Source organism: Bacillus sp. GW821-FHT01G09 (genome assembly GCF_059422205.1).
Map to the genome: position 1 here is coordinate 546,736 of NZ_JBWKWL010000001.1, position 25,616 is coordinate 572,351.

The 25,616-nt window shown below is 43.3% G+C and carries 20 protein-coding genes and 1 pseudogene; 3 read left to right on the plus strand and 18 right to left on the minus strand.

What is annotated here, in order from left to right; all coding sequences use genetic code 11:
- Nucleotides 1-8: 8 nt before the first annotated feature.
- The 11 genes and pseudogenes from AC07VD_RS02685 to AC07VD_RS02735 all read right to left on the minus strand — a co-directional run bounded on the left by AC07VD_RS02685 (nt 9) and on the right by AC07VD_RS02735 (nt 8,719).
- The gene (locus AC07VD_RS02685; RefSeq protein WP_124059290.1) at nt 9-515 is read right to left on the minus strand and encodes a cytoplasmic protein; all 507 of its coding nucleotides are present in this window, start codon (nt 513-515) and stop codon (nt 9-11) included.
- Nucleotides 512-2,488 (minus strand): T7SS effector LXG polymorphic toxin, encoded by a 1,977-nt coding sequence (locus AC07VD_RS02690; RefSeq protein WP_124059292.1) that lies wholly within the window; start codon nt 2,486-2,488, stop codon nt 512-514. The genes AC07VD_RS02685 and AC07VD_RS02690 overlap by 4 nt, the downstream gene beginning before the upstream one ends.
- A gap of 18 nt (nt 2,489-2,506) precedes the next feature.
- On the minus strand, nt 2,507-2,767 hold the full coding sequence (locus AC07VD_RS02695; protein ID WP_024572843.1) for a YwqI/YxiC family protein: 261 nt from the start codon (nt 2,765-2,767) through the stop codon (nt 2,507-2,509).
- Between the two features lie 8 nt (nt 2,768-2,775).
- Nucleotides 2,776-3,198, minus strand: a complete 423-nt coding sequence (locus AC07VD_RS02700) for a YwqH-like family protein (RefSeq protein WP_024572844.1) — start codon at nt 3,196-3,198, stop codon at nt 2,776-2,778.
- Nucleotides 3,199-3,417: 219 nt separating this feature from the next.
- A pseudogene (locus tag AC07VD_RS02705) lies at nt 3,418-3,498 on the minus strand (hypothetical protein); the annotation flags it as partial.
- A 75-nt stretch (nt 3,499-3,573) separates the two neighbouring features.
- Complete coding sequence (locus AC07VD_RS02710; protein WP_015714838.1) at nt 3,574-4,359, minus strand: YwqG family protein; 786 nt, start codon at nt 4,357-4,359, stop codon at nt 3,574-3,576.
- Nucleotides 4,360-4,558: 199 nt separating this feature from the next.
- Nucleotides 4,559-5,881, minus strand: coding sequence for a UDP-glucose 6-dehydrogenase UglF (gene uglF / locus AC07VD_RS02715; protein WP_217017185.1), 1,323 nt, complete (start codon nt 5,879-5,881; stop codon nt 4,559-4,561).
- A 194-nt stretch (nt 5,882-6,075) separates the two neighbouring features.
- Complete coding sequence (locus AC07VD_RS02720) at nt 6,076-6,840, minus strand: tyrosine-protein phosphatase (protein ID WP_129092759.1); 765 nt, start codon at nt 6,838-6,840, stop codon at nt 6,076-6,078.
- A gap of 52 nt (nt 6,841-6,892) precedes the next feature.
- A complete protein-coding gene (gene ptkA, locus AC07VD_RS02725) occupies nt 6,893-7,606 on the minus strand; it encodes a tyrosine-protein kinase PtkA (RefSeq protein ID WP_086344405.1) in 714 nt (237 codons plus the stop codon).
- Nucleotides 7,596-8,342 carry a protein-tyrosine kinase activator TkmA gene (gene tkmA, locus AC07VD_RS02730; RefSeq protein WP_003227811.1) on the minus strand — a complete coding sequence of 249 codons (747 nt, stop codon included), beginning with the start codon at nt 8,340-8,342 and terminating at the stop codon, nt 7,596-7,598. Before tkmA ends, ptkA begins: the two co-directional genes overlap by 11 nt.
- Nucleotides 8,343-8,575: 233 nt before the next feature.
- On the minus strand, nt 8,576-8,719 hold the full coding sequence (locus AC07VD_RS02735) for a YwzD family small protein (RefSeq protein ID WP_003242876.1): 144 nt from the start codon (nt 8,717-8,719) through the stop codon (nt 8,576-8,578).
- Nucleotides 8,720-8,922: 203 nt separating this feature from the next.
- On the opposite strand from AC07VD_RS02735, the gene AC07VD_RS02740 reads away from it, so the two are divergent.
- The gene (locus AC07VD_RS02740) at nt 8,923-10,533 is read left to right on the plus strand and encodes an SWIM zinc finger family protein (RefSeq protein ID WP_124059295.1); all 1,611 of its coding nucleotides are present in this window, start codon (nt 8,923-8,925) and stop codon (nt 10,531-10,533) included.
- The gene (locus AC07VD_RS02745; protein WP_124059297.1) at nt 10,520-13,288 is read left to right on the plus strand and encodes a DEAD/DEAH box helicase; all 2,769 of its coding nucleotides are present in this window, start codon (nt 10,520-10,522) and stop codon (nt 13,286-13,288) included. The genes AC07VD_RS02740 and AC07VD_RS02745 overlap by 14 nt, the downstream gene beginning before the upstream one ends.
- A gap of 124 nt (nt 13,289-13,412) precedes the next feature.
- Here AC07VD_RS02745 and ywpJ read toward each other — a convergent pair whose 3' ends face one another.
- From ywpJ to ywpG, 4 genes are all read right to left on the minus strand, one after another.
- Nucleotides 13,413-14,270, minus strand: a complete 858-nt coding sequence (gene ywpJ, locus AC07VD_RS02750; RefSeq protein WP_124059299.1) for a phosphatase YwpJ — start codon at nt 14,268-14,270, stop codon at nt 13,413-13,415.
- Between the two features lie 5 nt (nt 14,271-14,275).
- Nucleotides 14,276-15,052 carry a transcriptional regulator GlcR gene (gene glcR / locus AC07VD_RS02755; RefSeq protein ID WP_124059301.1) on the minus strand — a complete coding sequence of 259 codons (777 nt, stop codon included), beginning with the start codon at nt 15,050-15,052 and terminating at the stop codon, nt 14,276-14,278.
- A gap of 224 nt (nt 15,053-15,276) precedes the next feature.
- Nucleotides 15,277-15,618 (minus strand): single-stranded DNA-binding protein SsbB, encoded by a 342-nt coding sequence (gene ssbB, locus AC07VD_RS02760; protein ID WP_014478203.1) that lies wholly within the window; start codon nt 15,616-15,618, stop codon nt 15,277-15,279.
- Between the two features lie 76 nt (nt 15,619-15,694).
- Nucleotides 15,695-16,078, minus strand: coding sequence for a DynA interaction protein YwpG (gene ywpG, locus AC07VD_RS02765; RefSeq protein WP_014478204.1), 384 nt, complete (start codon nt 16,076-16,078; stop codon nt 15,695-15,697).
- Between the two features lie 174 nt (nt 16,079-16,252).
- Between ywpG and AC07VD_RS02770 the strand changes: the two genes are divergently transcribed.
- Nucleotides 16,253-16,663, plus strand: coding sequence for a YwpF-like family protein (locus AC07VD_RS02770; RefSeq protein WP_003227794.1), 411 nt, complete (start codon nt 16,253-16,255; stop codon nt 16,661-16,663).
- Between the two features lie 139 nt (nt 16,664-16,802).
- Here the strand turns inward: AC07VD_RS02770 and AC07VD_RS02775 are convergent, their stop codons facing one another.
- The 3 genes from AC07VD_RS02775 to AC07VD_RS02785 form a co-directional block, all read right to left on the minus strand.
- Nucleotides 16,803-17,441 (minus strand): class A sortase, encoded by a 639-nt coding sequence (locus AC07VD_RS02775; protein ID WP_069322955.1) that lies wholly within the window; start codon nt 17,439-17,441, stop codon nt 16,803-16,805.
- 97 nt (nt 17,442-17,538) lie between these two features.
- Entirely contained in the window at nt 17,539-23,502 is a 5,964-nt protein-coding gene (locus AC07VD_RS02780; RefSeq protein WP_217017188.1) for a SpaA isopeptide-forming pilin-related protein, read from the minus strand.
- 316 nt (nt 23,503-23,818) lie between these two features.
- Nucleotides 23,819-24,895 (minus strand): response regulator, encoded by a 1,077-nt coding sequence (locus AC07VD_RS02785; RefSeq protein WP_217017190.1) that lies wholly within the window; start codon nt 24,893-24,895, stop codon nt 23,819-23,821.
- Between the last annotated feature and the right edge of the window lie 721 nt (nt 24,896-25,616).

A 25,616-nucleotide genomic window follows, 5' to 3' on the forward strand; every position in this document is an offset into this window, starting at 1 on the left:
TACACTAATTATTCATCTTTAGGGGGTATAAAAGCGACTAATTGACCTTCAGGATATATACCTTTCCATCCACAAGGCCATCCGCCTGATTTATACACTTGAAACATTTTCTCAAAAAGATTGTCTTTATTACCGTTTACTAGACGATTGATTGCACATTTATACAGATCTGACTCTACTTCTTCAGCAATATCCCAAAAATCCATAGGAATGAAATCTTCAGAATAGTTATCATCAGAATTGAAAATATTCGACAATTCTTCATCTAATGTTTTTAAGTGCTCATCATTTAAAATTATACCCAACAACTGTCCGCTTTCATTTGATTTTACATCTTGCCAAACTACTTCAACTTCATCAGTATCTTGAGACCATGCTAATTGTTGCGCTATCTCAAAATCTTCTATAAGTGTAATATCAGACAAATTCCGATTATTATTCTTAAATAATTCTCCGTGTTTAATAAAGTCAATTACCTCTTCCACTAAATCACTATATTTACCGTAACTACTCATTTATTTAACCACCTTTCCCATAATTCCTCTGTAGCCCCCCCACCTCTTTGCCAAATAGGGAGCTTTTTGTTTTGACCCCTTTTATAAAATTTTTCTACATTTTTGATTTTCGATTTATAAAGAGGTATTCCTTTTTCTACCCCTAATTTTAGTTTTTGCTGTAATTCATAGACTTGTTGTTCTAAAATTTCAACACTTTCATTAATGTCCATTTTATTTAACTGTTTTTTTACAACATTATTATAAACACTATGATAACCTCTATGTCTAGACAAAGTACTTATTGCCTCTGCAGGGATTGGTAAGAAAATACCGTTCGATGCATGATTTGTTTCCATTCCAATTTTTTTAATTATAGGATGGTTATATAGTTCTCCAGGAATAATATGTTGGGCTTGGTATCCAGTCCATTTTGATGACCGCGGTAATCCCATAGATTCTAACAAGTTTTTCCCAAGTTCAGTTGAATCACTTTTTGTTGTATGACCCGGTCGTCCCGGTATTTTCCTCTTCTGCTCTATCATCGGACCCTTAGTGCCTTTACCACTACTCACCATCTTCACAATCCCAAGATCTTTCACAGCAGTCTTTTTCACATCAGCGTGAACAATTGGGAAAGTTGTCCCATCCGGTGTGACAGTCTTGTGGACACGAATTTTTACATTCGTCGGCACTTTGAATTCTTTTACTTGATCTAGAATCTTTTTCCCTTTTTCAACTTTTGCTACTTGTGGCGATTTTGCAAGCGGTATGCCTTTATCAATATGTTTCGCCAATGCACCGGCTCCAACCAAGCTCAATGCCGCTTCGAGCGCCCCTTGCTTCCGCTTCTCCTCAGACACTTTGTTTCCAAACATATCCCGTCCCGTGACGGCTTCTGAGAATCCGTTTGACGCAACAAGGCCGTATGCGCCCATTTCTGTCATTTTGAGAATGTCTAAGGATTTGCCTGTTTTGTAGGCATCTAAAGCGTGTTCAGCCGCGATAGCTGCTTTTCCGGTTTTGTAGATGGCTTTTCCGCCTTTGAAGGCGCGGCCTGCCCAGCCGACGACTGGGATGAATCCGGCAGCGGCCATAGCTCCTGCTGTCACACGTTCTGCGGTGGAGAGTTTTTCTCCGGTAACCGGGTCAACGCCTTCAGTTGCTCTTTTATAATCATAATAGCCAGTGACTTCTCCAGTAAAGTTGCAAACTCCATCCCATGTTTTTTCGTACCATGGTTTGTTTGCTTCTTCCTCGGCTTTTTCCTGGAGACGTCTTGCTTCTGCTTGCTGGGCTTTTGCATCAATATAGGTTGTTCCTTGATTTTCTACTTCAATCACGCTTTTGTAGACTTCATTGCTGTGGAAGGCTTTTTTGTCATAGTACATAGGGGATGCGCTCTTCCCATTGCTGGTGGCCTGCATGAGAACAGAATATTTGGTGAGCACTGCGTTGTCCAGAGATTCTAAATTTTGATATTCAGTGGTCAGGGATTCATCAAGCTTATCGACAGCTGTGATCGTGTCACGTCTGACTTTTTGGGCATCGCCCATCTTATCTGCATACTCGTCAAGCGTGTACATGTCGAGATCAATAATATCGCTGATGCCTGACAAAATAGAATCGATTTCTTCTTTATGAGCGGAGACTATCTCTGAGGCTTTCAGGTCTCCATTGGGCAGCTCATGATCCAAAAATGAAGTTTCCACATATGAATCATTCAGTTCTTGATCTTTAATATCGCCTGAAATGCCGTTTAAAAATGCAATTTGAGCAGAGACAAGCGTCAGCCAGCTTTCGACGATTTCCGCCTGTCCCTGAAAGAAATCTTTAATATTGTCCGCGCCTTTTCCTTTAAAATTATCGCCTAAATCTGCAACTCCCTGAAACGCTTTTTTCAGCGTATTCAGCTGCTCTTCAAGCGTCTCATATTGCTTTTTTCTGCTCTTCGCTTCTTCGATTAAAGATTTTGATTCAAATACTTTACTCATCGCACTGCCCTTTCTGTTCTATTTTACCGCTATCGCCTCGTCCTGCTCTTTGAGTGAATCTACGTTATCCTTTGTGTCCTCGATATTTTTCTGTACCGCTTTTTTGTAATCTCCGAGCATGGTTTTGATGTTCTCCTCACGCTCATGATATTTTTTCGTATAATCGAGTTTGTTTTTTCCATTGGACCCCGCGGCGCCGATTGATACGTCAGCAAGCGCATCTTTGACAGACTCTAATGTTTTGATTACAGCATCGTATTTCAATTTAATTTCTGACATAAAAAAGATCACCACAATTTAATAGATTTAATTTGATTAACAGCATCCTCCAAGAATTCTTCACCCTTAGCAAGAGTATGACCAGCAAAATTCGCTAGCTTTAATTCTTTGTCATAGAAAAATTTCATAGATTCCAACTGAATAATCTCCATCTGAATCGAAGCCATATACTCGTTATATTTATCATTCACAATCTTAGATGCTTCCGATTTCGCCTCTTCTCTTCCCTTGTCGAAATCATCGGCTTTTGTTCCCGTCCAATGCTTGCCCAATTCCGGTTTCACAATTTCTTTGATTTCAGTGATTGCCTCTTCTTGCAGTGTGTCTATGTCCTTTTTTGCTTTTTTCAGCTTTTCGATCTTGTCTTCCACGTCGGAAATTTTTCCGTTGAGCGAACTTTTGATATCCGCTAGCATACTTTCATAACCCATCTGAATCACCTCTTAATACTCAAAAAGTCGTATGGAGGGGCTGATGAAGATAGACTTTTCCATACTTTATTTCCATATATTATATTTTAAAATAGCCAGAAGGCGGCTTAAATAGGGTAAATGGCTTAATTTAGGCATATAACGCTCTTGAAATGTAGGTATTTGATCTTGTTTTTGTTCGTTATACAGCTAATAAAAGCGTTTTATCAAATAGAAATACCTAATGTCATAGTTATAAAGGCACTTGAAAGATGCAGATTTTGTTGGCCTGCCTCTTACCGTGCTGAGCTTATTGTTCATCAGGTCGATCACGTCTGATTTTGTCTTTGGCTTCTATTATTCCCCGCTTCTGACCCTTTAGATCAAAAGCTTGTATTAGCTGCAGTCCCAGTTGTACAGAACGTTTGAAAAGTCTTTTTTCCTTAGATCGTCAGGTGTGATGAAAAAATTGGCGATGCCGACGTCTCCCCACATTGAATCGATATCATCGTCTGAATCAATTTGTAAAAGCATGATGGTGTGTTCTTTATATGCGTATTCCCGCGGATCATGCTGGGTAAAAGAAGCGTATCCGCCGATTTTATGGCCAAATCCGTTTTCAGCCAGTTCATTATAAATGTCTTCTTCATCCTCGCCGAACTGACCAAAGAACTCCATTGTTTCCATGCCCGTATACTGCTCAAATTGAAAATCTGTAGGCAGCACCCATTCCGAAGATTTCACAGGCTCGACTGCCGCTTCTGATAAAATCGGAAAATCACATTCGCCTGTGCCAATAAATGAAAAATCAGAAACAAGCTCGTCTTCGTTTTCTATGATATTTTCAAAATAGATCACTCTGAAATTCTTTTGTTCACATCGATCGTCAAAATTCAATCCATAGACGTCATCATGAACAGAAATGTAGAACTGCAGGATACCTGAAGAAGGGTAGCCGTCAAGCTGGGGAATGTGTGAGAAATTAATCTGTGCCAGAAGCTTCATCGGCTGTCCATTTTCATCAGTCGGGTATGTTTCATGCTTGGGGAAATAGGGATCACCGGCAATTTTGCTGTCATATCGTCCTGTTTTCCCTTTTCTCACATTCAGTTTCACGTATTCTTTCGCTGATTTCTCCAGCAAGTCGCGGTACGGTCTCATTTTTTCGGGCAGATGATTCATCAGATTCTCTCCTTTTCCGGCATCTCCAAGGTTTTATTTTCTGGTTTTCTTCGTTTCTTCTAATGTTTTTCAAACGATTGTTTAAAGAAGCCCTACTTCTGTATAATTTTCCAAACAATAGTTAAATAGTAGCAAATGTATTCAGCACCCCGCAATAGATGAAAAAAAGACTGGTGCGCAACCAGCCTTTCTTTTTCATCTATTGAATTGCACCTGACGGAACAACCGCCTTCCGACCGACAGAATAATACTCCACTCCTGAAGCCGCAGCTTCATCCAATGTGTAGCAGTTTCTGCCGTCAAATATGAGCGGCGATTCCATCAAATCCTGATAAGCCGCTAACGGAAATTGTTTAATGTCAGCCCAGTCGGTTAAAATCATGACGGCGTCAGAACCTTTGACAGCTTCCTCGATCGTCTCTTTATATTCAACAGCTTGCGGGAGAACATGCTTTGCATGACCAACTGCAATGGGATCGTAGGCTCTGATACGGGCGTCGAGCGCAGCGAGACGGTCTGCAATAACAATTGACGGCGCTTCTCTCATATCGTCCGTATTCGGTTTAAATGACAGGCCTAAAAGGGCAATCGTTTTTCCCGTCACCCCGCCGAGCCTGTTCAGCGCTTTATCAACCAGCATCGCCTGCTGATTGTTGTTGACTTTGATAACCGATTTCAGCAGTTCAAAATCATGCTCGACATTGCCGGCAATTTGCACGAGGGCGTTTGTGTCTTTTGGGAAACAAGAGCCGCCGTAGCCTATGCCCGCTTTTAAAAACTGGCTCCCGATCCGCTTATCCTGTCCCATCCCGTACGCGACTGCTTCAATATCGGCGCCGACCTTTTCACATATATTCGAAATTTCGTTTATAAAACTGATCTTAGTGGCCAGAAAAGCATTTGAGGCATATTTGATCATCTCGGCGCTTCTGATATCCGTTTGGTAAATCGGGATTTGAAACGGACGGAAGAGCTTCTCCAGCGTATTTGCTGTTTTCTCATCGGCCGTCCCGATCACGATCCTGTCACCATGAAAGGTATCATAGATCGCCGACCCCTCACGCAAAAATTCCGGATTGGATGCAACCGAAATACTGACAGGCTCCGCTAGATGTTCAGTGATCAGTCCATTAATCAAATCGTTTGTCCCAACGGGCACTGTGCTTTTCGTTACCACGACTGTATCTCGTTTGACATGCTTTGCGATGCGTTTGGCCGCATCTGTAATTTGCTCCAGATTGGCGTGCCCGTCGCTTTTCTGCGGTGTGCCGACCGCTATAAAAATGATGTCTGCCTGTGCCAAGCCTTTCTCATAGCTCGTTTCAAAGTTCAGCCGTCCATCAGCTGTATTTTTTCTCATCAGCTCTTCAAGACCTGGTTCAAATATGGGGGAAATGCCCTTTCTCATTTCATCAATCTTGTGAGCGTCAATATCAATGCAGGTTACATGATGTCCAATCTCAGAAAGAGAAACACCTGTCACAAGACCGACATAGCCTGTTCCGATGACTGTTATATTCATTGTTTCCCTCCAACAGTTAAATTGCTGCTTTGCAGCTTCCGTAATATCGTATGAGAACATCCTATCATGAATGCGAATGATCTCCCGCATAGCCTGTCGGGTACAGCCTGTACAGATTTCTGAAATGTGATTCAACCATACAATACACTATTATATCGCTCTCAAAAAGAAAGTGGTGAAATGAGAATCGGCTGTTAAAAAAGACCAAACAATTTTCTTCTTTTGACCGGTTGCGGAGGCTGTCTGAAGATGGTCTGATTTCGCAGGAGAAGCTCTGCATTTTCCGTCAGCATATAAGGAAGTTCCGAGCCGAATTCTTTCTCTAGAACATAAAGGGCCTCTTGAGTGTGAAAATTTCTCGTTTTCACATTATGGGCATCTGAGGCTACGAAATGGATCAAATTGGCTTCAACCAGCCGGAGAGAAAATGCTTTCAGCTGCTTGCCGAAGGTCCCCGCAAGACTTCCTGAAGTAATCTGAGATGCTGCTCCTTTTTCTACAAGATGATACAGCAAGGACGGGTTTTCGCGAATTTCCCTGTTGCGTTCAGGATGGGCGATAACCGGAATATATCCTTTCAGCTGCAAATCATAAAAAAGCTGCTCCGCATATCTGGGAACGTGATCAAACGGAAACTCAATCAAGATGTATTTTGTATCATTCAGCGAAAGCAGCTGACGTTTGGCAAGGTCTTGTTCCACCTCGCCGTAGATTCTGATTTCCTGTCCCGGAAGCACATGTAAAGGAATGTCTTCTTTGATTAAACGTTTGTTTAACTGATCTGCTGCTTCTCTGACTGCGGCTGGCTCGTTTTTATACACACCGTTGTTATGATGAGGTGTCGCAATGATCGTCCGGATTCCCTGACGAACAGCTGCTCTTGCCATTTCTATGCTGTCGGCCGAATCACCTGCCCCGTCATCCATTGCGGGAAGAATGTGACAGTGAATATCGATCATGTCCTAGCCCCCTTTTTTCGCAAAAATAAATAACGGGCACGATGCACGTTATTTATTTTTGCATGAAATTGTCCTTGTTTCCGTAATATCCGTATTCAGAGTGCTTCGAAAGCTTTTTGCCGTTCATAATCGCCCCAAGGAGCTTGCTTTTGCACGTTTCAAGCGCCTCTTTCGCTTTTGCGGCTTGTTCTTTTTCTGTTTTCCCGCTTGAAATAACCAGAACAGAACCGTCTGCCACGTTGCCTAAAATCTGTGCATCTGCTACGGCAAGAATAGGCGGCGTATCAAAAATGACCATATCATATGCCGCACACGCTTCGTCTGCAAGCTCCTTCATCCACTTCGAGGAGAGAAGCTCGGCCGGGTTTGGCGGGATCGGGCCGCTCGTCAGCACGTCAAGATGTTTTTCATTCGATGCTTGTACAGCCTGCTCCATAGAGCTTTTCTTTAATAAAACAGATGTTAAGCCAACCGTATTTTCAAGAAAAAAAGCCGTATGTACTGTTGGTTTTCGCAAATCAGCATCAATCAGGAGCACTTTTTTTCCCTGTTGGGCGAATACGACAGCCAGGTTGGCGGCCGTTGTTGATTTTCCTTCCCCCGGACAAGCCGATGTAATCATGACTGATTTCATTTGCCGGTCCACTGAAGCAAATTCTATATTCGTGCGAATCGTCCGATATTGTTCAGAGTTCAAGGATTTCGGCTCTGTCATTGCAATGACATTTCTCCGCATCCGCGAGCCTCTGTTTTTTCTAAGCGCCAAAATGTCCACTCCCCGTTTTTTCAGATTGGAAACCCTGTAAGGTCTTTGCTGTTTTCTGCTCATTCGCAATGGTGGAAACTGTCCCTAAAACAGGTATGTCCAGCAAGGATTCGAGCTGCTCTTCCGATTTGATCGTATTATCCAAATGCTCAAGCAGGAAGGCCAGTCCGATGCTTCCCGCCAATCCGGCCGCAAACGCGATGGCAATGTTTAGTAGCGGCTTTGGCGATACAGGGGACGGATGTTCTGAAACCTCGGCTTTTGACAGAATGCTGACATTGTCAACATTCATAATGGATGTGATTTTGTCTTGAAAAACAGATGCTATAGTATTGGCAATATGAGCCGCTGTTTCCGCGTTTTCATCCCTGACTGATATGTTGACCACTTGGGAGTCCTGTTCGCTGGATACGGTAATTTTGTCATTCAGTTCTTGGGATGTCATCGACAGGCCCATTTCTTTAATGACTTCATCTAAGATGGCAGGGCTTTTAATGATGACATTGTACGTATTGATTAACTGAAGATTGGTTTGGACATCGTTAAATTGAACTTCTTTTCGTTCATTTTTCGATTGGTTGACCAGAATCTGAGTTGAATTTTCATAGATGGGTGTAAGTGCGAAGAAACTAATGAGTCCGCCGGCAGCAGTGGCAGCTGCGGTTACAATCATAATCAAAAGTATGCGTTTTGTTAACGTTGATAATATCTCTTTTAAGCTAGTAGATTCTCCCATGATACCTCCAAATCTCTTATAACATCCTTTTCCATTTACGATTATACAACGTTGAAACCGCATTTCTCCAGCTTTTCACGTGACATAATTCGACATTTTTTTACAAAACGATATGCTAATCTTTTTTATGTAAGCGTTATATTTACTGTGTTGACAGTGCTGTCTCATTTTCTCTTATTCGTGCAGTCACGTAATCTCGCATAAAAAAATCCCGCTAAAGGCGTGCGGGATTTTTATGTTGCATATCCATTTTTAATATGAGAAATCAAATTTTCAAGCATTTCCTTCGTCGTCATCTCAGATGACTGCTCACCAATTTCATGTGCATGCATCAAAATTTTCAGAAATTCTTCTTGATTCAATTTCTTTTCACTCATCTTTTTTTTCCTTTCAGCTTCCATTAAGTTGAAAACACGATTATTATATGATGCTGGTTATCAATTTGCAATCTCTAATACATCATTCGACACATCCCATTTTTTATGTCCTTTTTTAGGAAAAACTTTTTAAGGCCGATGTGTTGCGATATAATAGAGAAATTGGATCTTTTTATTACGTGACTCGGTTAGGAGCGATAATCATGCTTCAGAATATGATTTCCAAAGACGATGTGCTGGCATCTGCTGAACAGTTAAAAGAACTTCTTCCTTACAATGAGGAAAATGTTCAGCTGATCAAAAAAGCCCTTATTTTATATCGGCAGGATTCAGTCTATCGTTTACAAGCAGTGAGTCCGACGGAAGTTACGGCTTACGTGCAGGATGTTGTGCCTGTGCGGGTCACATTGAACTTGTTTGTCATAGTCAAAAGCGGCTGTTCATGTCCGTCCGGAAGAATCTGCCGCCATATGCTGGCTGTGTTTTTATATGTATATGCAATGTTCGAGCGAGTGGGTACTTTTACAGAGTATTGGCTGGAGAGGGAAAAGCTTGAGGAAAGCAAAGAGCTCGTCCGCCGCCAGTTTCAGGAAAAGGTGCTGCCTAATGAAGAATCGCTTTCAAGCTGGCTTGCTTTTTTTGATTCAGAGTTTTCTCTCTGGCAGGCACGTACGCCAGAAGGCAGCCAAAACATGCAGGGCCTCTATTACGGCTACCTGTCCGCATTAAAAAAACATGCGCCGAACAAGCCGGAGCTGAAAAGCCTGTATCAGATTCATTCCGCGATTGCGGTTTGGCTTCGCATGTTCACATTGATTGAAGCAGGCAAGCTGAACCCCGAACAAGATTTTTATTCCCTCAATCCGTACGTTGAACAGCTGATGGATACAATCTACAGCTCTATTGATAAATTAAAAACATACGCGCTGTCTTTTGCGCTTGATCCGTTTTTGGATAAAACACCGGATGTTATCCGACATTTGCTGTTGAAAGAAGAAATTTTCCAATATGAACGCATCCGCGTCTTCGGTGAAATTTGGAGTGCGCTGCTTTCGCGTCCAAAATGGGTGACACGCGAACAGGAGATGTTGAAAAAAGAAGCAGGACGGCGTTTTTCTCCCGAATTGCAATTCGGGCGCCTGCATTTGGAATTCCTGCAAAAGAATGATGACGTTATTTTTGCGGAAGCGGATCAATTCCCGCCGGAAGCGCTCCCTTATACGTTCCAATGGCTGAGTGAAATGACTGCCAAGAAGGACTGGAAACGGCTTAAAACATGGTACCAGCAAATTGAACCAATTGCGATAGGTTATACGAAGCTGGATAAGCCGTTTAAAGAGATTCGCGATGTGATCGGCGAGCTGTTCCTTCTGTTGAATGCCTATGTGAAGCAAACCAATGATCAAGCGCTGTTTGAGCGCTTTGCCGCGGGCTGTCTGCCGTATACGTTCACAGAATACAGCCATCATTTATATGAAAAAAAACGCTATGCCGAGTGGATTGAAATTCATAGCCTTGTCGGCTTTTCCATCAATGAAATGGATAAAATGATGCTCAAGGAAATTGCAGCGAGCGACCCTGAGGCGCTTATACCGGCTTACCATAGAGAAGTGGCTTTTTTCATTGATCAGAAGAACCGCAGCTCGTACAAGGAAGCCGCCCGGTATTTGAAAAAATTGCGCACCCTGTACAAAAAAGCGAAAAAGCAGAAGGTGTGGGAGCGGTATATTCAGCTGCTGAGCTCGCATTACAAGCGCCTGCGTGCGCTTCAAGAAGAACTGCAGAAAGGAAAGTTGATTGATGGCGAGTCTTAAAGAAATTCTCATCCACGTCGAACAAATGGAAGATGGGTCATTTACGCTCTCAGCCTTTGATGAAAATGAGCAGCCTCTTCCCTACAGCCATATGAAAAAGCATTTGTTCCAATGGCATGAATCCTCATTTTACGGAACCTTTCTAGAGGATGTCAGCTTCATCGGGACGACTGCTGTCCTGCTATCTCCATGGATGACTGTAGAGCTTCTCGGCAAAAACTCGTTCAACTCATTCAGCTCCGTGCAGCTTACAGAAGAAACAGAGCCGCTGATCGAGGCGGCATCGACCATCTATGAATTTATCGCGGACGGCGATTTTCTGCCTGACTATGACGCATGGACAAACGGTGTTTTTCGCTGGAAGGACCGCGATAATATACTGGAAGGCTTTACTGCGGAATGGTTTTCCGCTGCCGTACAGGATTACATCCAATACGACGATGACCTGCGGGAGAAATGGGAACATATCAAGGAGAAATCGCCTGCGGTTACGACATTCCGCGGCCATTTTCTTGATGAAGAGGATTTTCTGGAAGGCATTGGCTGGATTGACGATCAATCTCCATTTACTGTCGGCTTGCGCTTAAATGAACCGGACTTTGACGGAGACGAATGGAAGATCGAGATGTTTTTACGCGATAAAAAGAGCGGTGCTGTAGAATTCTTTGACGGACTGAAGAGCCTCAAAAAATCGTGGCAGGCGTACAGCGATAAAATCGCGCGTGAGCAGGACCGCTTTCACAGAACGGTTCCGTGGCTGTCGTTTGATTCCGGGACAACGCTGATCTCGGAGGAAGAAGCCTGGATCTTCCTGTCAGAAGCAAGTGAGACGCTTGTCGATATGGGGGTAGAAATCCTCCTGCCGTCTTGGTGGCAGATTGTCAGAGACAGCAACATGATGCTGAAAGCAAAGGTGTCTTCCTCCCCGCGCGGCGAGTCATTTGTCGGCATGAATGCACTGCTTGATTTCAACTGGCGGTTTGCGACAAATGGAATTGAACTGACTGAGGCTGAATTTAATGAGCTTGTCGCCAGCAACAGGCGCCTTGTTAATATCCGCGGGCAATGGGTTAAAATCGATCCGCAGTTTATCAAACAGATGAAACGCCTGATGGAAAAAGCAGAATCAGAGGGACTCCACATGTCTGATATTCTGGCGCGCGAGCTAATGGATCAGCAGGATGGCGGACTTGAGGATTCGGACCTGATTGATACATCTGCTTTTGCCGGCATTCAGTTTGATCTGTCTAAACAGCTCAGGTCACTGATTCGAAAGCTCACTGCCGCGGAAAACCTGACGGAGCACGAAGTCAGTCCTTCTTTCAAAGGAACGCTCCGCCCTTATCAGAAATACGGCATGAACTGGCTGCTGTTTCTGCGGGAAAGCGGTTTTGGCGCCTGTCTGGCTGACGATATGGGGCTTGGGAAAACGATTCAAATGATCGCCTATTTCCTTCACGTGAAGGAAAGCGGCCGGCAAAAAACGCCTCATTTGATTATTGCGCCGACATCCGTACTTGGCAACTGGCAGCGGGAGCTTCAAACCTTTGCCCCTGATCTGTCTGTCGCGCTCCATTATGGGCCGCGCCGGCCAAAGGGTGATGATTTCGCCGCGCATTATGAAAACGCAGACGTGGTGCTCACTTCATACGGTCTGTCACATGCCGATACTGAAGAGCTTTCTTCTGTGACATGGAACACGATCTGCCTCGATGAAGCGCAAAATATTAAAAACGCGCATACGAAGCAATCACGCGCAATCAGGAAGCTGAAGGGGCTTCACCATATCGCGCTGAGCGGCACGCCGATGGAAAATCGCCTGACTGAGCTGTGGTCCATTTTTGACTTCATGAATAAAGGCTACCTCGGCAGTTTGACCGGCTTCCATAAACGCTATGTGCTGCCGATCGAAAAAGACCGTGACGAAAAGAGAATCGGACAGCTTCAGCAATTAATCCGGCCATTCCTTCTCCGCCGGACGAAACGGGATGAAGAGGTCGCGCTTAATCTTCCTGAGAAGCTGGAAGAAAAAGAATTTATCCCGCTGTCAGCCGAGCAGGCATCCCTTTATGAGCAGCTCGTCAAAGACACTTTTGACCATATGACATCCCTGACCGGCATGCAGCGAAAAGCGCTGATCCTCAGCATGCTTGGACGGCTCAAGCAAATATGCGATCATCCCGCGCTTTATTTAAAGGAAGAGCAAACCGAGCTGCTGGCCGGCAGATCAGTCAAGCTCGAAAAATTGCTGGAACTGATGACAGCGATCCGCGCCCAAAACGAAAGCTGCCTCATTTTCACGCAATACATTCAGATGGGGAACATGATGAAGCGGCTGCTTGAAAAAACGTTCGGGGAACCTGTGCAATTTTTAAACGGGAGTCTCTCTAAGCAAGAGCGGGATACACTCGTTGAGAAATTTCAAAGGAAAGAATATCCGACACTGATTCTCTCACTCAAAGCTGGGGGCACCGGACTTAATTTGACTGCCGCCAATCACGTCATCCATTATGACAGATGGTGGAACCCGGCGGTTGAAAATCAAGCGACTGACCGTGCATACCGCATAGGCCAAGAGCGCTTTGTCCACGTTCATAAAATGATTACGACGGGAACAATCGAAGAAAAAATTGATGTCATGCTTGAATCCAAGCAAACCCTGAACGATCAAATTATCCAAAGTGAAAACTGGATTACCGAGCTTTCCACACAGGAGCTCGAAGAACTGTTTACATTAAGCGCTACAGCGCAATAATCATGACTAAAAAAGCTGGCTCTAGAGAGCCAGCTTTTTTCCGTTCATAGCCGTCACGCCGAATTTCCAAAAAATCCGTTACGCCGGTTATCAACAGGATGCGCTTTTGGAGCAGCACATATACCTACAGCAAATGTTTCATCATATGTGCGACACCATGTTCGTCATTGGTTAAGGTGACAGCATCGGCTATCGATTTGATGTCTTCCCGGGCATTGCCCATCGCTACACCTTTTCCCGCAGCCTCCAGCATCGATTTGTCATTTAAACTGTCACCTACAGCAGCGGTTTCCTCGAGCGGAATATTCAGCTGTTTTGCAAGCCTCTTCAGCGCCTGCCCCTTGGAAGCTTTGCGGGAAGAAAGCTCAAAGTTGTGCTCAGCCGAACTGACAAGCGTCAAATCTTCGGCAGGCTCATATCTTTTCCAGCCTGCCTCAAGCTTTTCTTTGAAGAAAGAAAAGCCGAGAATATTGTAAAAATCGATTGGCTGATCGGCTTCAAACAGCTCTTGAAAGGAGTTAATGTAAGCAAAGCCCGATTGGCTGTATTGCACCTCGGCCGCCTGCTTAAGGACAGAAAGATCCGCTTCCGGATTTGCGCTTCTGAATCTGTCCAGCTCAACATCAAGAAGTTCTCTGCCGTTTTGCGGCGTATAAATCGCTGAACCTGTGAATACCTCATAATAATAGTTTTCCGACTCAAGCCATGAGAGAATGTCATACGCCCGTTTCTTATCAATCGTTTCGTGATGATAAAGCCTGCCGTCGGGATCGTGAATGACGGCGCCGTTTGCACTGATGACCCATGTTTTGATCCCCAGCGGTTCAAAGATTGACATGACGTCAAAATGAGCGCGCCCAGTTGACACCACCACTTCAATGCCGTCCCGCTGCGCCTGCCGCAGTGCGTTTTCATTTTCCAAGCTTACCTGATGCTTGCTGTTGAGTAAGGTTCCATCTAAGTCAATCGCAATTAATTTCACGTTTGTCAGTCCTTTCCTTCATCCTGCTCTGTCACGAGAAGCTCAACGCTGTTTCGGTCAAGCAAGTCACAAAATGCCTGATTCGGCAGCCTGTCTGTAATCAAGAGGTCGATTTCATTCAGCTCCGCATACTGATAAAAACTGGTGCTGCCCAGCTTAGAATGGTCTGCAAGCGCGATTACCTGCTTTGCCTGCTGTATCATTTTCCGCTTCACCATGCCATCCTCTTCATGCGCAATTGTAATGCCATGTTCGGAAATGCCGACCACACCAATCAGCGCTTTATCAACATGGTAGCTTGAAAGCTTTTCAATCACAGAGGACCCGTACAGAAAGCGGTGCTCCTTTTCCAGCTTGCCTCCCAGCAGATAAATTTCAATTCCCTCTTTATCAGACAGCACATCCGCAAGATTAATCGAATTGGTGATTACCGTACAATCAACCGCATTCAAATGCTTTGCACATGCCTGAACAGTTGTAGAGGCGTCTAAAATCACCCGGTCACCATCATGAATAAGCGATGCTGCAAGCCTGCCGATCTTATTTTTTTCCTCAGACACTGTTTTCAGGCGGCCGGAATAGCTTTGAATTTTCTGATGCACAGTCGGCAAAATGGCGCCGCCTCTTGTGCGGATGATGGCATTCTGTTCCTCAAGTTTCACAAGATCTCGTCGCGCTGTATCCCTTGACACCTGCAGGAGCGTACAGATCTGCTCCGTTGTAATTCGGTTATGCTGTTTTAAAAAATCCAAAATCGCTACTAATCTTTCTTCTTGGTACACGCCCTCATTCCTTTTCTCAGCAATCATTTATAAGTAATTATAAGTTTTTATTTAATTCTATTCAACATTAATAAGTGATTTTAAGTAAAAATGCGTCGAGAGAACCAATTTTTCCTAAGTGAACAAAAAGAAAGAACCAGTCTGGTCGACTGGTCAATTTTGAGGGGATGATGCGAAGATTCGGATAATGGTGAATGGATAGATAACGGGAGGAGTAAGGGGTGTCAATCAGCAGCTTTTTCCCGGGGTTTAGGGTCCATAAAACGAACAGTGTCAGCCAACACTTCTGTTACATACACGTTAACGCCTTCCGCGTTTTCATAGCTTCTTGTCTGAATCCGTCCGCTTACGCCGACGAGAGAACCTTTTTGGCAATACAACGCCGTGTTTTCAGCTGTTTTTCTCCAAAGTGTGCAATTGACGTAATCAGCTTCGATTTCACCTGAAGCATTCTTGAAGCTGCGGTTCACCGCGAGCGTAACATGTGCAACTGCCGCACCGGCGGAAGTGTAGCGAAGATCAGGATCTTTTGTAAGACGTCCGACAAGCATGACCTGATTGAACATGCGATTCCTCCTCTCCTTGCGGTTGTATGTATTGTAAATGATGCAACAAGAAAAGAAAAACGCTTAAAAATGGCTTTCAGCCTCTGTTTTTATCTTTCGTTTTCATTTTTCCTTCAGCTAAAAACATCTTTTGCTTTTTTCCTTTGAAGAAATATGTACTTTTTAAAAAACGGAAAAAGATTTGCTTTGTCAGCCAGTTTTGCGTATTCATGCGCACATAGGAAGAGCCATCCCACGCAAACCACTGAAAGCTCAATTTTTTTTCCGGCATTGACAGCTTGATTTTATACTGCTCCATGCCATCTTGTGTTTCGTATAAAAAACTTATTCTTCCTTTTTTGTTCAGATGAACCTCAAACACTTCTTTACGGCTTAACATATATGTTACTTCCTTTTGAATCAAATGGCTTTCAGAAGGAGCGCCGTCAATATAAATTTCTTTTAAACGAAATTGATTCATACCACATCTCTCCGTAATCCATAGTCAGTTACAGTATAATGAAAAAATAGAAATTATTAAATGTTTCGCTCATACAAAATTCTTTAGCCCCAGCATTGCAGGATTTTTTCCTCGAAAACGTTTATGTTATAATGGAAGACAAGAAAACTTTGGAAGTAATCGGGGTGAGAAGAAATGAAAACCTTTAAACTGGTTGACCTGAATGTGGAACGAGTGGACAAGGAAGAACAATCAATCGAACAGTTTCCCCTTATTGACGGACTGATTATAAATAAAGAAGACGGTGAAAATCACTGGCTGATTGAGGCGCTTGTACAAAAAGAACATCTGTCTTTTTTTGAACAGCTTCAAAACAGCCAATCTGAAGCCAAAGTATTTGTAACGATCACGAAAAAAAGCAATCGCCCCGCCCAGCTGACAGCAGCAGTGAAAAATATCGTCAAGCTGGAAGAAAGCATCCAGGTTTTACTCTATGGACAAATGGTCACAAGAAAACAGCAGGGCACTGAAACCATTCTCGAGTCCCTTGTAAAAGAGGGCTATACAGGAACAAAACTCATTGAGGCATTTAAGCAAAAATTATAAATATGAGGGGGCATGTTCCCCAAAACAGACACAGAACCGAAGAACATCACAATAGACATTTTGAATAGATATGTTCTGCATGAAAAAAGCTGCCGTTTTGAACGGCAGCTTTTCTCTTCGTGCTTTCACTCTTGCATATTTAATTTGTATGGCCAAAAGAATCAACCAATTCCCCTTTCACAACAAGGCGCCCTTCAGTTTTGACAGCCTTGTCACATGTGATTAGCGTAATCTCTTTTTTGTTTGTCTCCTCAATTACATCTGCATCCATTTCCGATATGATGTCTTTAGATGTTACAGAATAGATATAATCCTTTTTAAAATCCGTGATGACAATTTGGGCACCTGTTTTTATGTTTTCCAGAGGTCCGAACAGAAGATTCTTTTGCTTCAAATGATGGCCCGCCAACGGATAATTTCCCTCACCCATTTTTTGATCCGGGCGCATTGTTGCCGCCCCTATCAAAAGATTTTCATTGGTTGTGCCTTTTACGATCGGAAGCTCCAGATCGACACTTTTAATTGTTATCCGCCCGATAACCGCTTTTTGATCGTGATCAAAGCCGGCCTTTACAGCATCCATTAACTCAGGCGGCTCGATTGAATCAAATTCAAATTCCGCTTCTCTCTCATTATTTTTTTTCAGCTGCTCCACAGTTAAGGCCGATTCACTCTGGCTTTTGCTAAGATAAGCTATAATTCCACCTTTTATATAAGGAGAAGAGATCAGCAGCAGTCCGAAAAGGATGAACACTGTAATGATCATTTTCTTGTACATGCAAAAAACCCTTTCTTATGCATCCTTCTAAAAACGCTTCGTGTCACTTTTCAAAAAAGCACCTGATCGATTCTTCGATGATCAGGTGCCTTCAACTTTATCCTTTTCTTTGTTTCTTTCTTGAGGCAACAGCTAAGCCTCCGCCTGCCATAAGCAGCAGGATACCGATCATTGCTGTCAGCATGCTATCTGTATCTCCGGTTTTTGGGAGGGTTTTGTCTGTGTTCGACTGACCATCCGAGCTGCCATCTGTACCATTGGTATTCGGATGATCTCCATCATCTTTTCCATTTCCACCCGGTGCAGGTTTATCAGGATGATCATGCTTATCAGGCGTTGGTGTTTTCACTTTTTGATTAGAAACAACGATCTCAACAGCTTTTGACTGTCCTTTTTCAATTGTGAATTCAATCGGTGTTTCGTCAAGTTTGTAACCTTCGGGTGCCTTCGTTTCAATCAACTGGTAGCTTCCCGGCGCAAGGCCTTTTACAGTGAACTGCCCATTTTGATCTGTTTTCCAGAGTTCAGAAAGCTCTTTTCCATACCCGTCAGTTTTTACAGGCTTGCCGCTTTCATCCAATAACTTGAATTCAGCGCCTTCCAAAACGGTATTTTTATCATCTTGATCCACTTTTTTCACATTTACGTCACCTGGTGCCAAAATGTTTTCCGCGGTGATTTCGACTGTTTTCGTGTCTGTGTTTGTGATCTTGAACGATATAGGAGTTTGGTCCACCTCATAATCCTTAGGCGCTTTTGTTTCCACAAACTGATAATCGCCAGCTTTGAGGCCATGCACCGTGATTTGTCCTTTGTCATCGGTAACCAAACCGGACTTCAGCACTTTGCCGTTGGCATCTGTCAAATTGAATTCTGCGCCTTGCAGAACTTTACGTTGATCATGCTGATCCACTTTTGTGAGGACAACCAGGTTCTTCGTATTAACCGCTGTTACTTCAACTTGTTTAGGTTTGCCGCCGTTTTCTGCCTTAATGGTGAATGGCACAGGGATGGCCGATAATAGATACCCGTCTGGCGCCTGTTTTTCGATAAATTGATAGCTTCCTGGCGCTAACCCGTCAACTTCAATTTTGCCGCCTTCTTTTGAGACTAGATCGTCTCTCACTGTTTTCCCATTGCTGTCAGTGATTTTGAATACCGCGCCTGCTAAGCCTTTTCCATCCTGATCTTCCTTCGTCAGCTGAACCGATCCTTGATAGTTCACGACGATCCCGGCATCAGCGGATTTTGGCTTTCCTGCTGCTGATTCAGAAATGGTAAACTCTTTTTTCTCCGTGTTTAGCACATAACCGGCTGGCGCTTTCGTTTCAACAAAGGCGTAACGTCCCGGTGCAAGGCCCGAAGCCTTTACTTTTCCATCTTTATCGGAAGTCAGCTCTTCTTGAACCGTATTTCCTTCCTCGTCGACAATGTTGAATACTGCACCTTCAAGCTTCTTGCCTTCAGCATTTTCCTTCGTCAACTCAACGGAGCCTTTATGATTAATGGCGATCCCGGCATCTGTAGCTTCAGGCTTTCCTTCAGAGGAATCAGAGATCTCAAACTCTATTTTCTCTGTGTTCAGCACATAACCGGCTGGCGCTTTCGTTTCAACAAAAGCGTATTGTCCCGGTGCAAGGCCTGAAGCTGCGACTTTCCCGTTTTTATCTGAGGTCAGTCCTTCTTGAACCGCATTACCTTCCTTGTCGATAATCTTAAAGACGGCTCCTTCAAGCTTCTGGCCATCTGCATCTTCCTTCGTCAGCTCAACAGAGCCTTTATCGTTAACGGCGATTCCGGCATCTGCGGCTTCAGGCTTTCCTGCTGCAGATTCTGAGATGGTAAATTCTTTTTTCTTTGTATTCAGCACATAGCCGGCTGGCGCTTTTGTTTCCACAAAGGCGTAATGGCCCGGTGCAAGGCCCGAAGCCTCAATTTTTCCGTCTTTATCTGAAGTCAGCTTCTCTTGAACGATCTTTCCATCTTGGTCGACAATGTTGAATACTGCGCCTTCAAGTTTCTGGCCTTCAGCATTTTCCTTCGTCAGAGAGACTTTTCCTTGATAATTGGTCATTGCCCCCAAATTGACGTCAGACACTTGATTCTTTTCATTCTTTGCGATTGAGAAGTGAATCGCTTTTGTATTTACGATAAAGCCTTCAGGAGCTTGTGTTTCTGTCAAGCGATAGTAGCCCGCCTGCAAACCGTTCATTTCTACTTTTCCGTTTTTATCAGATTTTATATCTGTTCGTATGAGAGTATAGGTGCCGTCATTTGACTTTTTCTCCAGCTTGAAAACAGCACCCGCCAAAGGATTGTTTTGTTCGTCTTGTTTGATAAGCGTCACCTTGTTCTGTTGATTTACGACTTTGTACAGCGCTCCTGTCTTGGAGGAGTTGCTGTCTATCTTTACAAAGACTCCTTTTGCATAAGCATCACTGATGGTATATCCGTCAGGCGCTTTTACTTCTTTTAATACATAGGAACCGTAGCGAATATTTCCGAATGTAAGCTTCCCGCCGGCATCCGTCGTACCAGTGCGGAGGAGCTGTTTGGAGTCCTCAGACCATAACTGGAATTCTGCTCCTTCAAGAGCTTTATCGTCCTCTCCAGTCTTAAAAATCGTCAGGCTTCCTTTTTCTCCGGATCCGGAACCGTCGCCGCTTGAAATGGCAACAAAGATCGAGCTGCTGTTTTCTTGAGTCTGCTCCTTCACATTTGTTCCTGAAATGGACACCTTATTTTTAACATGGCCGCTCGTGCCGGCTATGTTAATCAGAGACCGGTATTTGATCACATAGGCGCGATCAATTTGCTTATAGCTGCCTATGAATTTCAGGACAAACGATTGTTCACCTGTTGTATTGTCCGTTTTGATGTCTAACGTGTAGTCTTTGTCTTTTTGAAGCTCGACATCTCCCGCGGTCAGATTTCCGCTGCTGTCTTTGACCACTCCGTTTTCATCATATTTTGCTTGATATACTTTAAAAGAATCTGCATCTAGTATTTGATTTTCATCCGGCGTGTCAGTAACTTTTACGTCATCCAGCGTTGATTGGCTGGAGTTGACATTGATGTTCCAATCGATGTAGCTTCCATTTTGTTTGCCGCCTTTGAAAACCAGGCTTCCTCCGTTCGCAACTGAAACAGAGCCTGTTAACGTGCGGTCTGCATAGCCGTCATTATAGTAGGTTGCCTTGTTTGTATACTGATTCTGATCAATGACCTGTCCTTTGAGTGATGTCTTAAACTCAACCAGATATGGTACAGAATCGCCTGTTTTAAGGTGTACCGTCAGCGTGCGTTCATTTTTCGCAGAAGGCTCTTCGACATCATACTTGGAAGGATCAAGCGCGTCTCCTTCTGTGATCGAGCCGTTTTTATTGATCGTATAACTCTTAACGACAACGGAACCCGGCACAAATTGCTGAGGATCTGTTATGGCATCTTTGATATAAGGGTTTTTCGTCGGCTCGCCGTTATAGTTGACGCCGATTTTCCACGTGATTTCCTTTGAAACCGCGTTGTATGAGCCGTTTTTAAACCCATTATTTGAAGTCTGATGATTCGGCGTAAAACCGCTTGATACCTTATTCGTGCGCTCAGTGCCGTTTTGATCAGTCCATGTCGACTGAGCTGTATTCTTAACGCTTTCGTTAGAATAATCGGCATTGAATGTTGTCGTATAAGTGATCTTAAATTGACTGTCTGTTTTTGCATAATCCCCGATCAATGCCAAAGTAAAGCCTTTTTGATCAGGTTTTTTTGTTAACGTGTAGTCTTTGTCTTTCTGTAATGTTTTGTTGTTCGTTGTGTCTTGAAGCTTGAACGATTCATCAAGCAGAACCATTCCGCCGCTTTCAAATTGATCATCCAAAGTCCAATTGTTCATCAAGTATTTATTTTTATTAACTGTAATCGTCCAATCAACCGTCTTCTTCTCATAATCAACGTTTGAATATCCTTTGATGAGATTTTGCTGAATGGCTATTCCAGAAGCTTCTTTTGAATCCCCTGTTCCGGTTACAACGCTATTGGTGTATGTTGTAGATTTATCAATGATCACTCCGCTGTTGACCTTTGTTTGATATATGATTTTGTAAGCGCTGGTTACGTTTTTATTAAATTTGATTTCAAATCCGCTTCCATTATCGATGAGCGTGTAGTCCTCGCCTTCCTTTAAAGGCGTGCCCGCTTGCTCGCTGCCATTCTGACCAAAGGTAATAGGAATAACCTTCAAAGAATCTTTCACAAGATGCAAATCACCAGTTCCAAAAGAATCTTTAATGCTGGCCTTGGATTGGTCGATCTGTTTCTCACCGTAGTTGTATGCAAGAGCCCAGCTGAATGTTTGAGATTCTCCATCATAGCCGGTCGATGATTTCGCGATCATTTTTCCATACTTGGCTGCAACAGTGGCTTCTGCAGAAATGGGTTCCAGGTTGTCTCCGCTGAATGCCGCCTTATTTGTCAGCGTTATATTTCCGCCTTCACTCGGCTTCGCACCATTGTCAATGTCGGTTTCGTATACAAGGCGGTAGGCTGAATCAATTGTCCCGTCAAATGTGACATTTCCTTTTGAATCAACACTGTAGCCTGAAGAAACTTCATTTCCTCTGCTGACAGAACCATCAATGTTCACATTGAGTTCATACACTTTAACTGAACGGTAGATTACGCCATCTGGAAAGCTTTCCGTGAGTTTGGCATTTTTGACTTGATCCAACTTTTTATTGACATCGACCGTCCATGTTACTTTACCAGGGTTGATGCCTTTATCCAGCACACCTGATTTATCAATGGTTTTACTCACATTGGGTTTAAAATAAACTGTTGTTTCAGGAGTATCAGCATTCACAGGGAATGGAATCTTTTGTGTTGTCGAACCCGTTATTTTTTTCTCGTTGAACTGCGTATTGATAACCAATGTGCCTTTGACATTAGAACTTTCTTTTACCTCGCCGTTAAATGTCATCACCACATGTCCGTTCGTATCAATAGAAAATGTCCCGTAGGTGGTGTCTCCGGCGCCTAACGGCAGGTTCACAATGTCATTATGCATAATAAATTCTTTAGGCAAATCAAATTCATATTTATCGCCGGCATTGATCGTTTTTCCTAAATCGTCAGGAATAGCCCAATCAATTGAAATTTTCACCGGAGAATTCGTATTGGCGCGATTGCCCTTGTCATATGGCTCTCCGTTTGCATCCGTCAATGTCACGCCGGTTAAAATATGTTGCGTGATTTGTTTTTCTTCAGTTTGCAAGCTTTTGAAAGCTGATTGACTTGAGGATGACACTTTTTTTGAATCATCACTCTTAGAGGATTCGCCGCTCTTAGAGTCATCTGACGGCTGCTGTTCTTCCTCTTTTTGATCCTTGCTGACTGAAGGTGCAGATTTGTCATCTTTCCCTTCCTGATCACCCGCAGTATCAGAAGAGTCGTTTTTTGGCTCTTCCGCCTCGGCATCTGGTGTCTCCTCTTTCTTAACAGGAATGATCACCTGCTGGGTTTTGCCTCCCCCTAGCTGAAAAAGGGCTGCTGCTGTATGTTCATCGTCTTTTACATCTGCAGAAAACTTAGCTGGCAGTGTAATGGTCCCCTTGGCATCAGGAGAATCCGCGGATGCAGTTGTTAATTTTACTGTCATGGTGCTGCTGCCCGCCGGCACTTGATAGCTGCCGATGACCTGATCAGCAGATTTGATCTCACCTTCTGCACCTTTATCAAATGTAAAGCTTTTAGGTATCTCCACATTGATTTCCTGTTTGCTATCTGCTTCTTTATCTTTTTTCAATGACCATTCATATGTCAGTGTCACTTCATCCCCCGGCGTTAATGCCGGTTCGTTTCCTTTTGATCCGTCAACAATCTGACTCTTTGCGTCCTTAACTGTTACCGAATCGAAGAATTGGCTGTCACTTGACGTTACGTCCACAGCCTGTGCTGTAAGAGTATAGCTGGCGATCTGGCTGAAGAAGAAAAAGATGGCAAGGCTTATGATCATAACGATCCGCCCGCTTTTTTTCAGCCCTAAGGGAAAACTCCTCGTTCTCAACTTTTCATTCCTCCCTTTCTTATCTATCTTTCACTTGCCGACTGATCCGCGAGACCATAACATCATGTCTCATCCCCCAAAAAGAACTGCTAATACCGAATGAGTTTCAAAACTAAGATTTGCCATCCGAACCAAACTACATTGTATGAAATGGAACTATACAATTTCTGTACAACTCAGAAATCATGTATGATTGAAGTGAATTGGAGAGAGTTGAAGTTTCACCCAGGAGACATATGGCGAGGCCTTCTCTTTAAGTGCACAAAAAAACCAGTGTGCATCGAAAAGCAATCGACACATACTGGTTTGGAGTTCTTTAATTAATTTGATCCTTCATTTGTTTGTAACGCTGATATTCTTTTATCGCCTCTTCTACCTTCCCGTTTTTGTTGAATAGCTGCAGCTTGTATTGCATAATTTTATGATCGCATGGCTCAATTTTCTCGGCTTGCAGGCAAATGTCCATCGCTTGATGATCGTTCATTTCATGAATATGATAATCGATCAGTTCATAGGCCTTTCCAAGCCAAAGCTGAGAAAGACGCGTCTTTTCCGGTTCTGCCCAAAGATAGCCGTGCTCCATTAGATAATGATTTTGATAGGACATGAAAATATCCATGTGCAGATGTAATGTAGCCGTATTGAGCGGCGGCGCCCCTTTTAGCGATTTTTCCCATTCGACAACATCGATTTTTGCGCCTGAAAGCCGAAGAATATATCCAGTATCAGTCTTCTCGATAGTTTGGCTGAAAGGGATCTGGCTGAATAGTTTTCGTATTTGGTAAATGGTGGAGTAAAGTTGGGTGCTTGCTTTTGAAACATCGTAATGAGGCCAAAAAAGATCGATTAGCATGTCTTTACTGACCACATGGCCTTGATTGTGAAGCAAAAATAAGTATATTTCACGTGCTTTCGACGTTCTCCACTTGACTGGAATGCTTGTTTTGACATCCTTTAAGGTTTGATGAAACTGCAAGCTCCCAAAACATTGGATGGAAAAATGCGCCTCAGTATTTTCTGCATTTTGTCTGAGCATATTATTCGTTTTGATTCGTTCAACAGTTGTCTCCAGCCGCTTGTATATGACAGGCTTCAGCAAATAATCAATGGCATTCAGCTCAAACGCTTTGATAGCAAACTCATTATAAGCCGTGATGAAAACGACTTGGATGTTTTCATTCATCGATTGAATCGCCTCAGCAAGCTCAATGCCGTTTACCACCGGCATTTCAATATCAAGAAACACCGCATCTACAGCAGGAGTCTCAGGATGCTCTAAGGCCTCAACCGGATCTTGATACGCCATAATAGATTGAAAGGCGTTTGTTCGTTCAAGCATTTTCTTAAAATGAAGCAATGCCAAGTGCTCATCATCAACAATTAACGCTTTCACAAAACATCCCACCCTATATGTAAAATCGAGATATCAGTAAATAACTTCTATTATATCATGACAAATAACCCCTTTATCTGGATTCTTTTTCTTTCTATTGTAGTTTTTGAAATTTTGCACTTACAATATTTATAAAAAAATAGGAATTTAGAATGATCTTATTTGAATAAAGGAGCCATGATATGAAAGAGAAATTGATCTTCACTTCGATTATTTTCGGTTACGCTGCATTCTTTATGGGTTTCATAGCCATTGACCATTTTTCCGGATCAACGCTTCCTGCGGCAAGGCATGGGGTCATGAACTTGGAGAATTGGGATTTTCAGAAGGATGGGAATGTACAGCTGAACGGAAAATGGACATTGTATCCAAATCAGATTCTGTCACCAAAAGAGATCGCTTCAGCAAAAGGAAAAGATCCCTTATTCGTTGATGTCCCCAGCAATGTAAAACTGACCAAGCAGGGTATCAATGTGGATTATGGAACGTACAAGCTGACAATCAGATCAAAGCAAGACAATCAGGTTTTTGGGATCAGCACGTCGTTTATTTACAGTGCCAATCGCATTTACTTTAATGGACAATTCATTGGCCAAAGCGGCAGCCCTTCAGATAAACCTGATTTTGCGGCACAAAACCGCCCATATACGAGCTTTTTTACGCTTCACAAGGGTGACAATGAACTTATCGTACAATTTTCGAACTTCGGAAAAACGCCGGG

Coding starts and splice junctions, on each gene's coding strand:
- AC07VD_RS02695 (WP_024572843.1), bottom strand. CDS start 2,767: ATGTCAGAAATTAAATTGAAATACGATGCTGTAATCAAAACATTAGAG.
- AC07VD_RS02770 (WP_003227794.1), top strand. CDS start 16,253: ATGAAAACCTTTAAACTGGTTGACCTGAATGTGGAACGAGTGGACAAG.
- tkmA (WP_003227811.1), bottom strand. CDS start 8,342: ATGGGAGAATCTACTAGCTTAAAAGAGATATTATCAACGTTAACAAAA.
- AC07VD_RS02685 (WP_124059290.1), bottom strand. CDS start 515: ATGAGTAGTTACGGTAAATATAGTGATTTAGTGGAAGAGGTAATTGAC.
- AC07VD_RS02720 (WP_129092759.1), bottom strand. CDS start 6,840: ATGATCGATATTCACTGTCACATTCTTCCCGCAATGGATGACGGGGCA.
- uglF (WP_217017185.1), bottom strand. CDS start 5,881: ATGAATATAACAGTCATCGGAACAGGCTATGTCGGTCTTGTGACAGGT.
- AC07VD_RS02745 (WP_124059297.1), top strand. CDS start 10,520: ATGGCGAGTCTTAAAGAAATTCTCATCCACGTCGAACAAATGGAAGAT.
- AC07VD_RS02740 (WP_124059295.1), top strand. CDS start 8,923: ATGCTTCAGAATATGATTTCCAAAGACGATGTGCTGGCATCTGCTGAA.
- ywpG (WP_014478204.1), bottom strand. CDS start 16,078: ATGAATCAATTTCGTTTAAAAGAAATTTATATTGACGGCGCTCCTTCT.
- AC07VD_RS02735 (WP_003242876.1), bottom strand. CDS start 8,719: ATGAGTGAAAAGAAATTGAATCAAGAAGAATTTCTGAAAATTTTGATG.
- ssbB (WP_014478203.1), bottom strand. CDS start 15,618: ATGTTCAATCAGGTCATGCTTGTCGGACGTCTTACAAAAGATCCTGAT.
- AC07VD_RS02700 (WP_024572844.1), bottom strand. CDS start 3,198: ATGGGTTATGAAAGTATGCTAGCGGATATCAAAAGTTCGCTCAACGGA.
- AC07VD_RS02710 (WP_015714838.1), bottom strand. CDS start 4,359: ATGAATCATCTGCCCGAAAAAATGAGACCGTACCGCGACTTGCTGGAG.
- AC07VD_RS02690 (WP_124059292.1), bottom strand. CDS start 2,488: ATGAGTAAAGTATTTGAATCAAAATCTTTAATCGAAGAAGCGAAGAGC.
- AC07VD_RS02775 (WP_069322955.1), bottom strand. CDS start 17,441: ATGTACAAGAAAATGATCATTACAGTGTTCATCCTTTTCGGACTGCTG.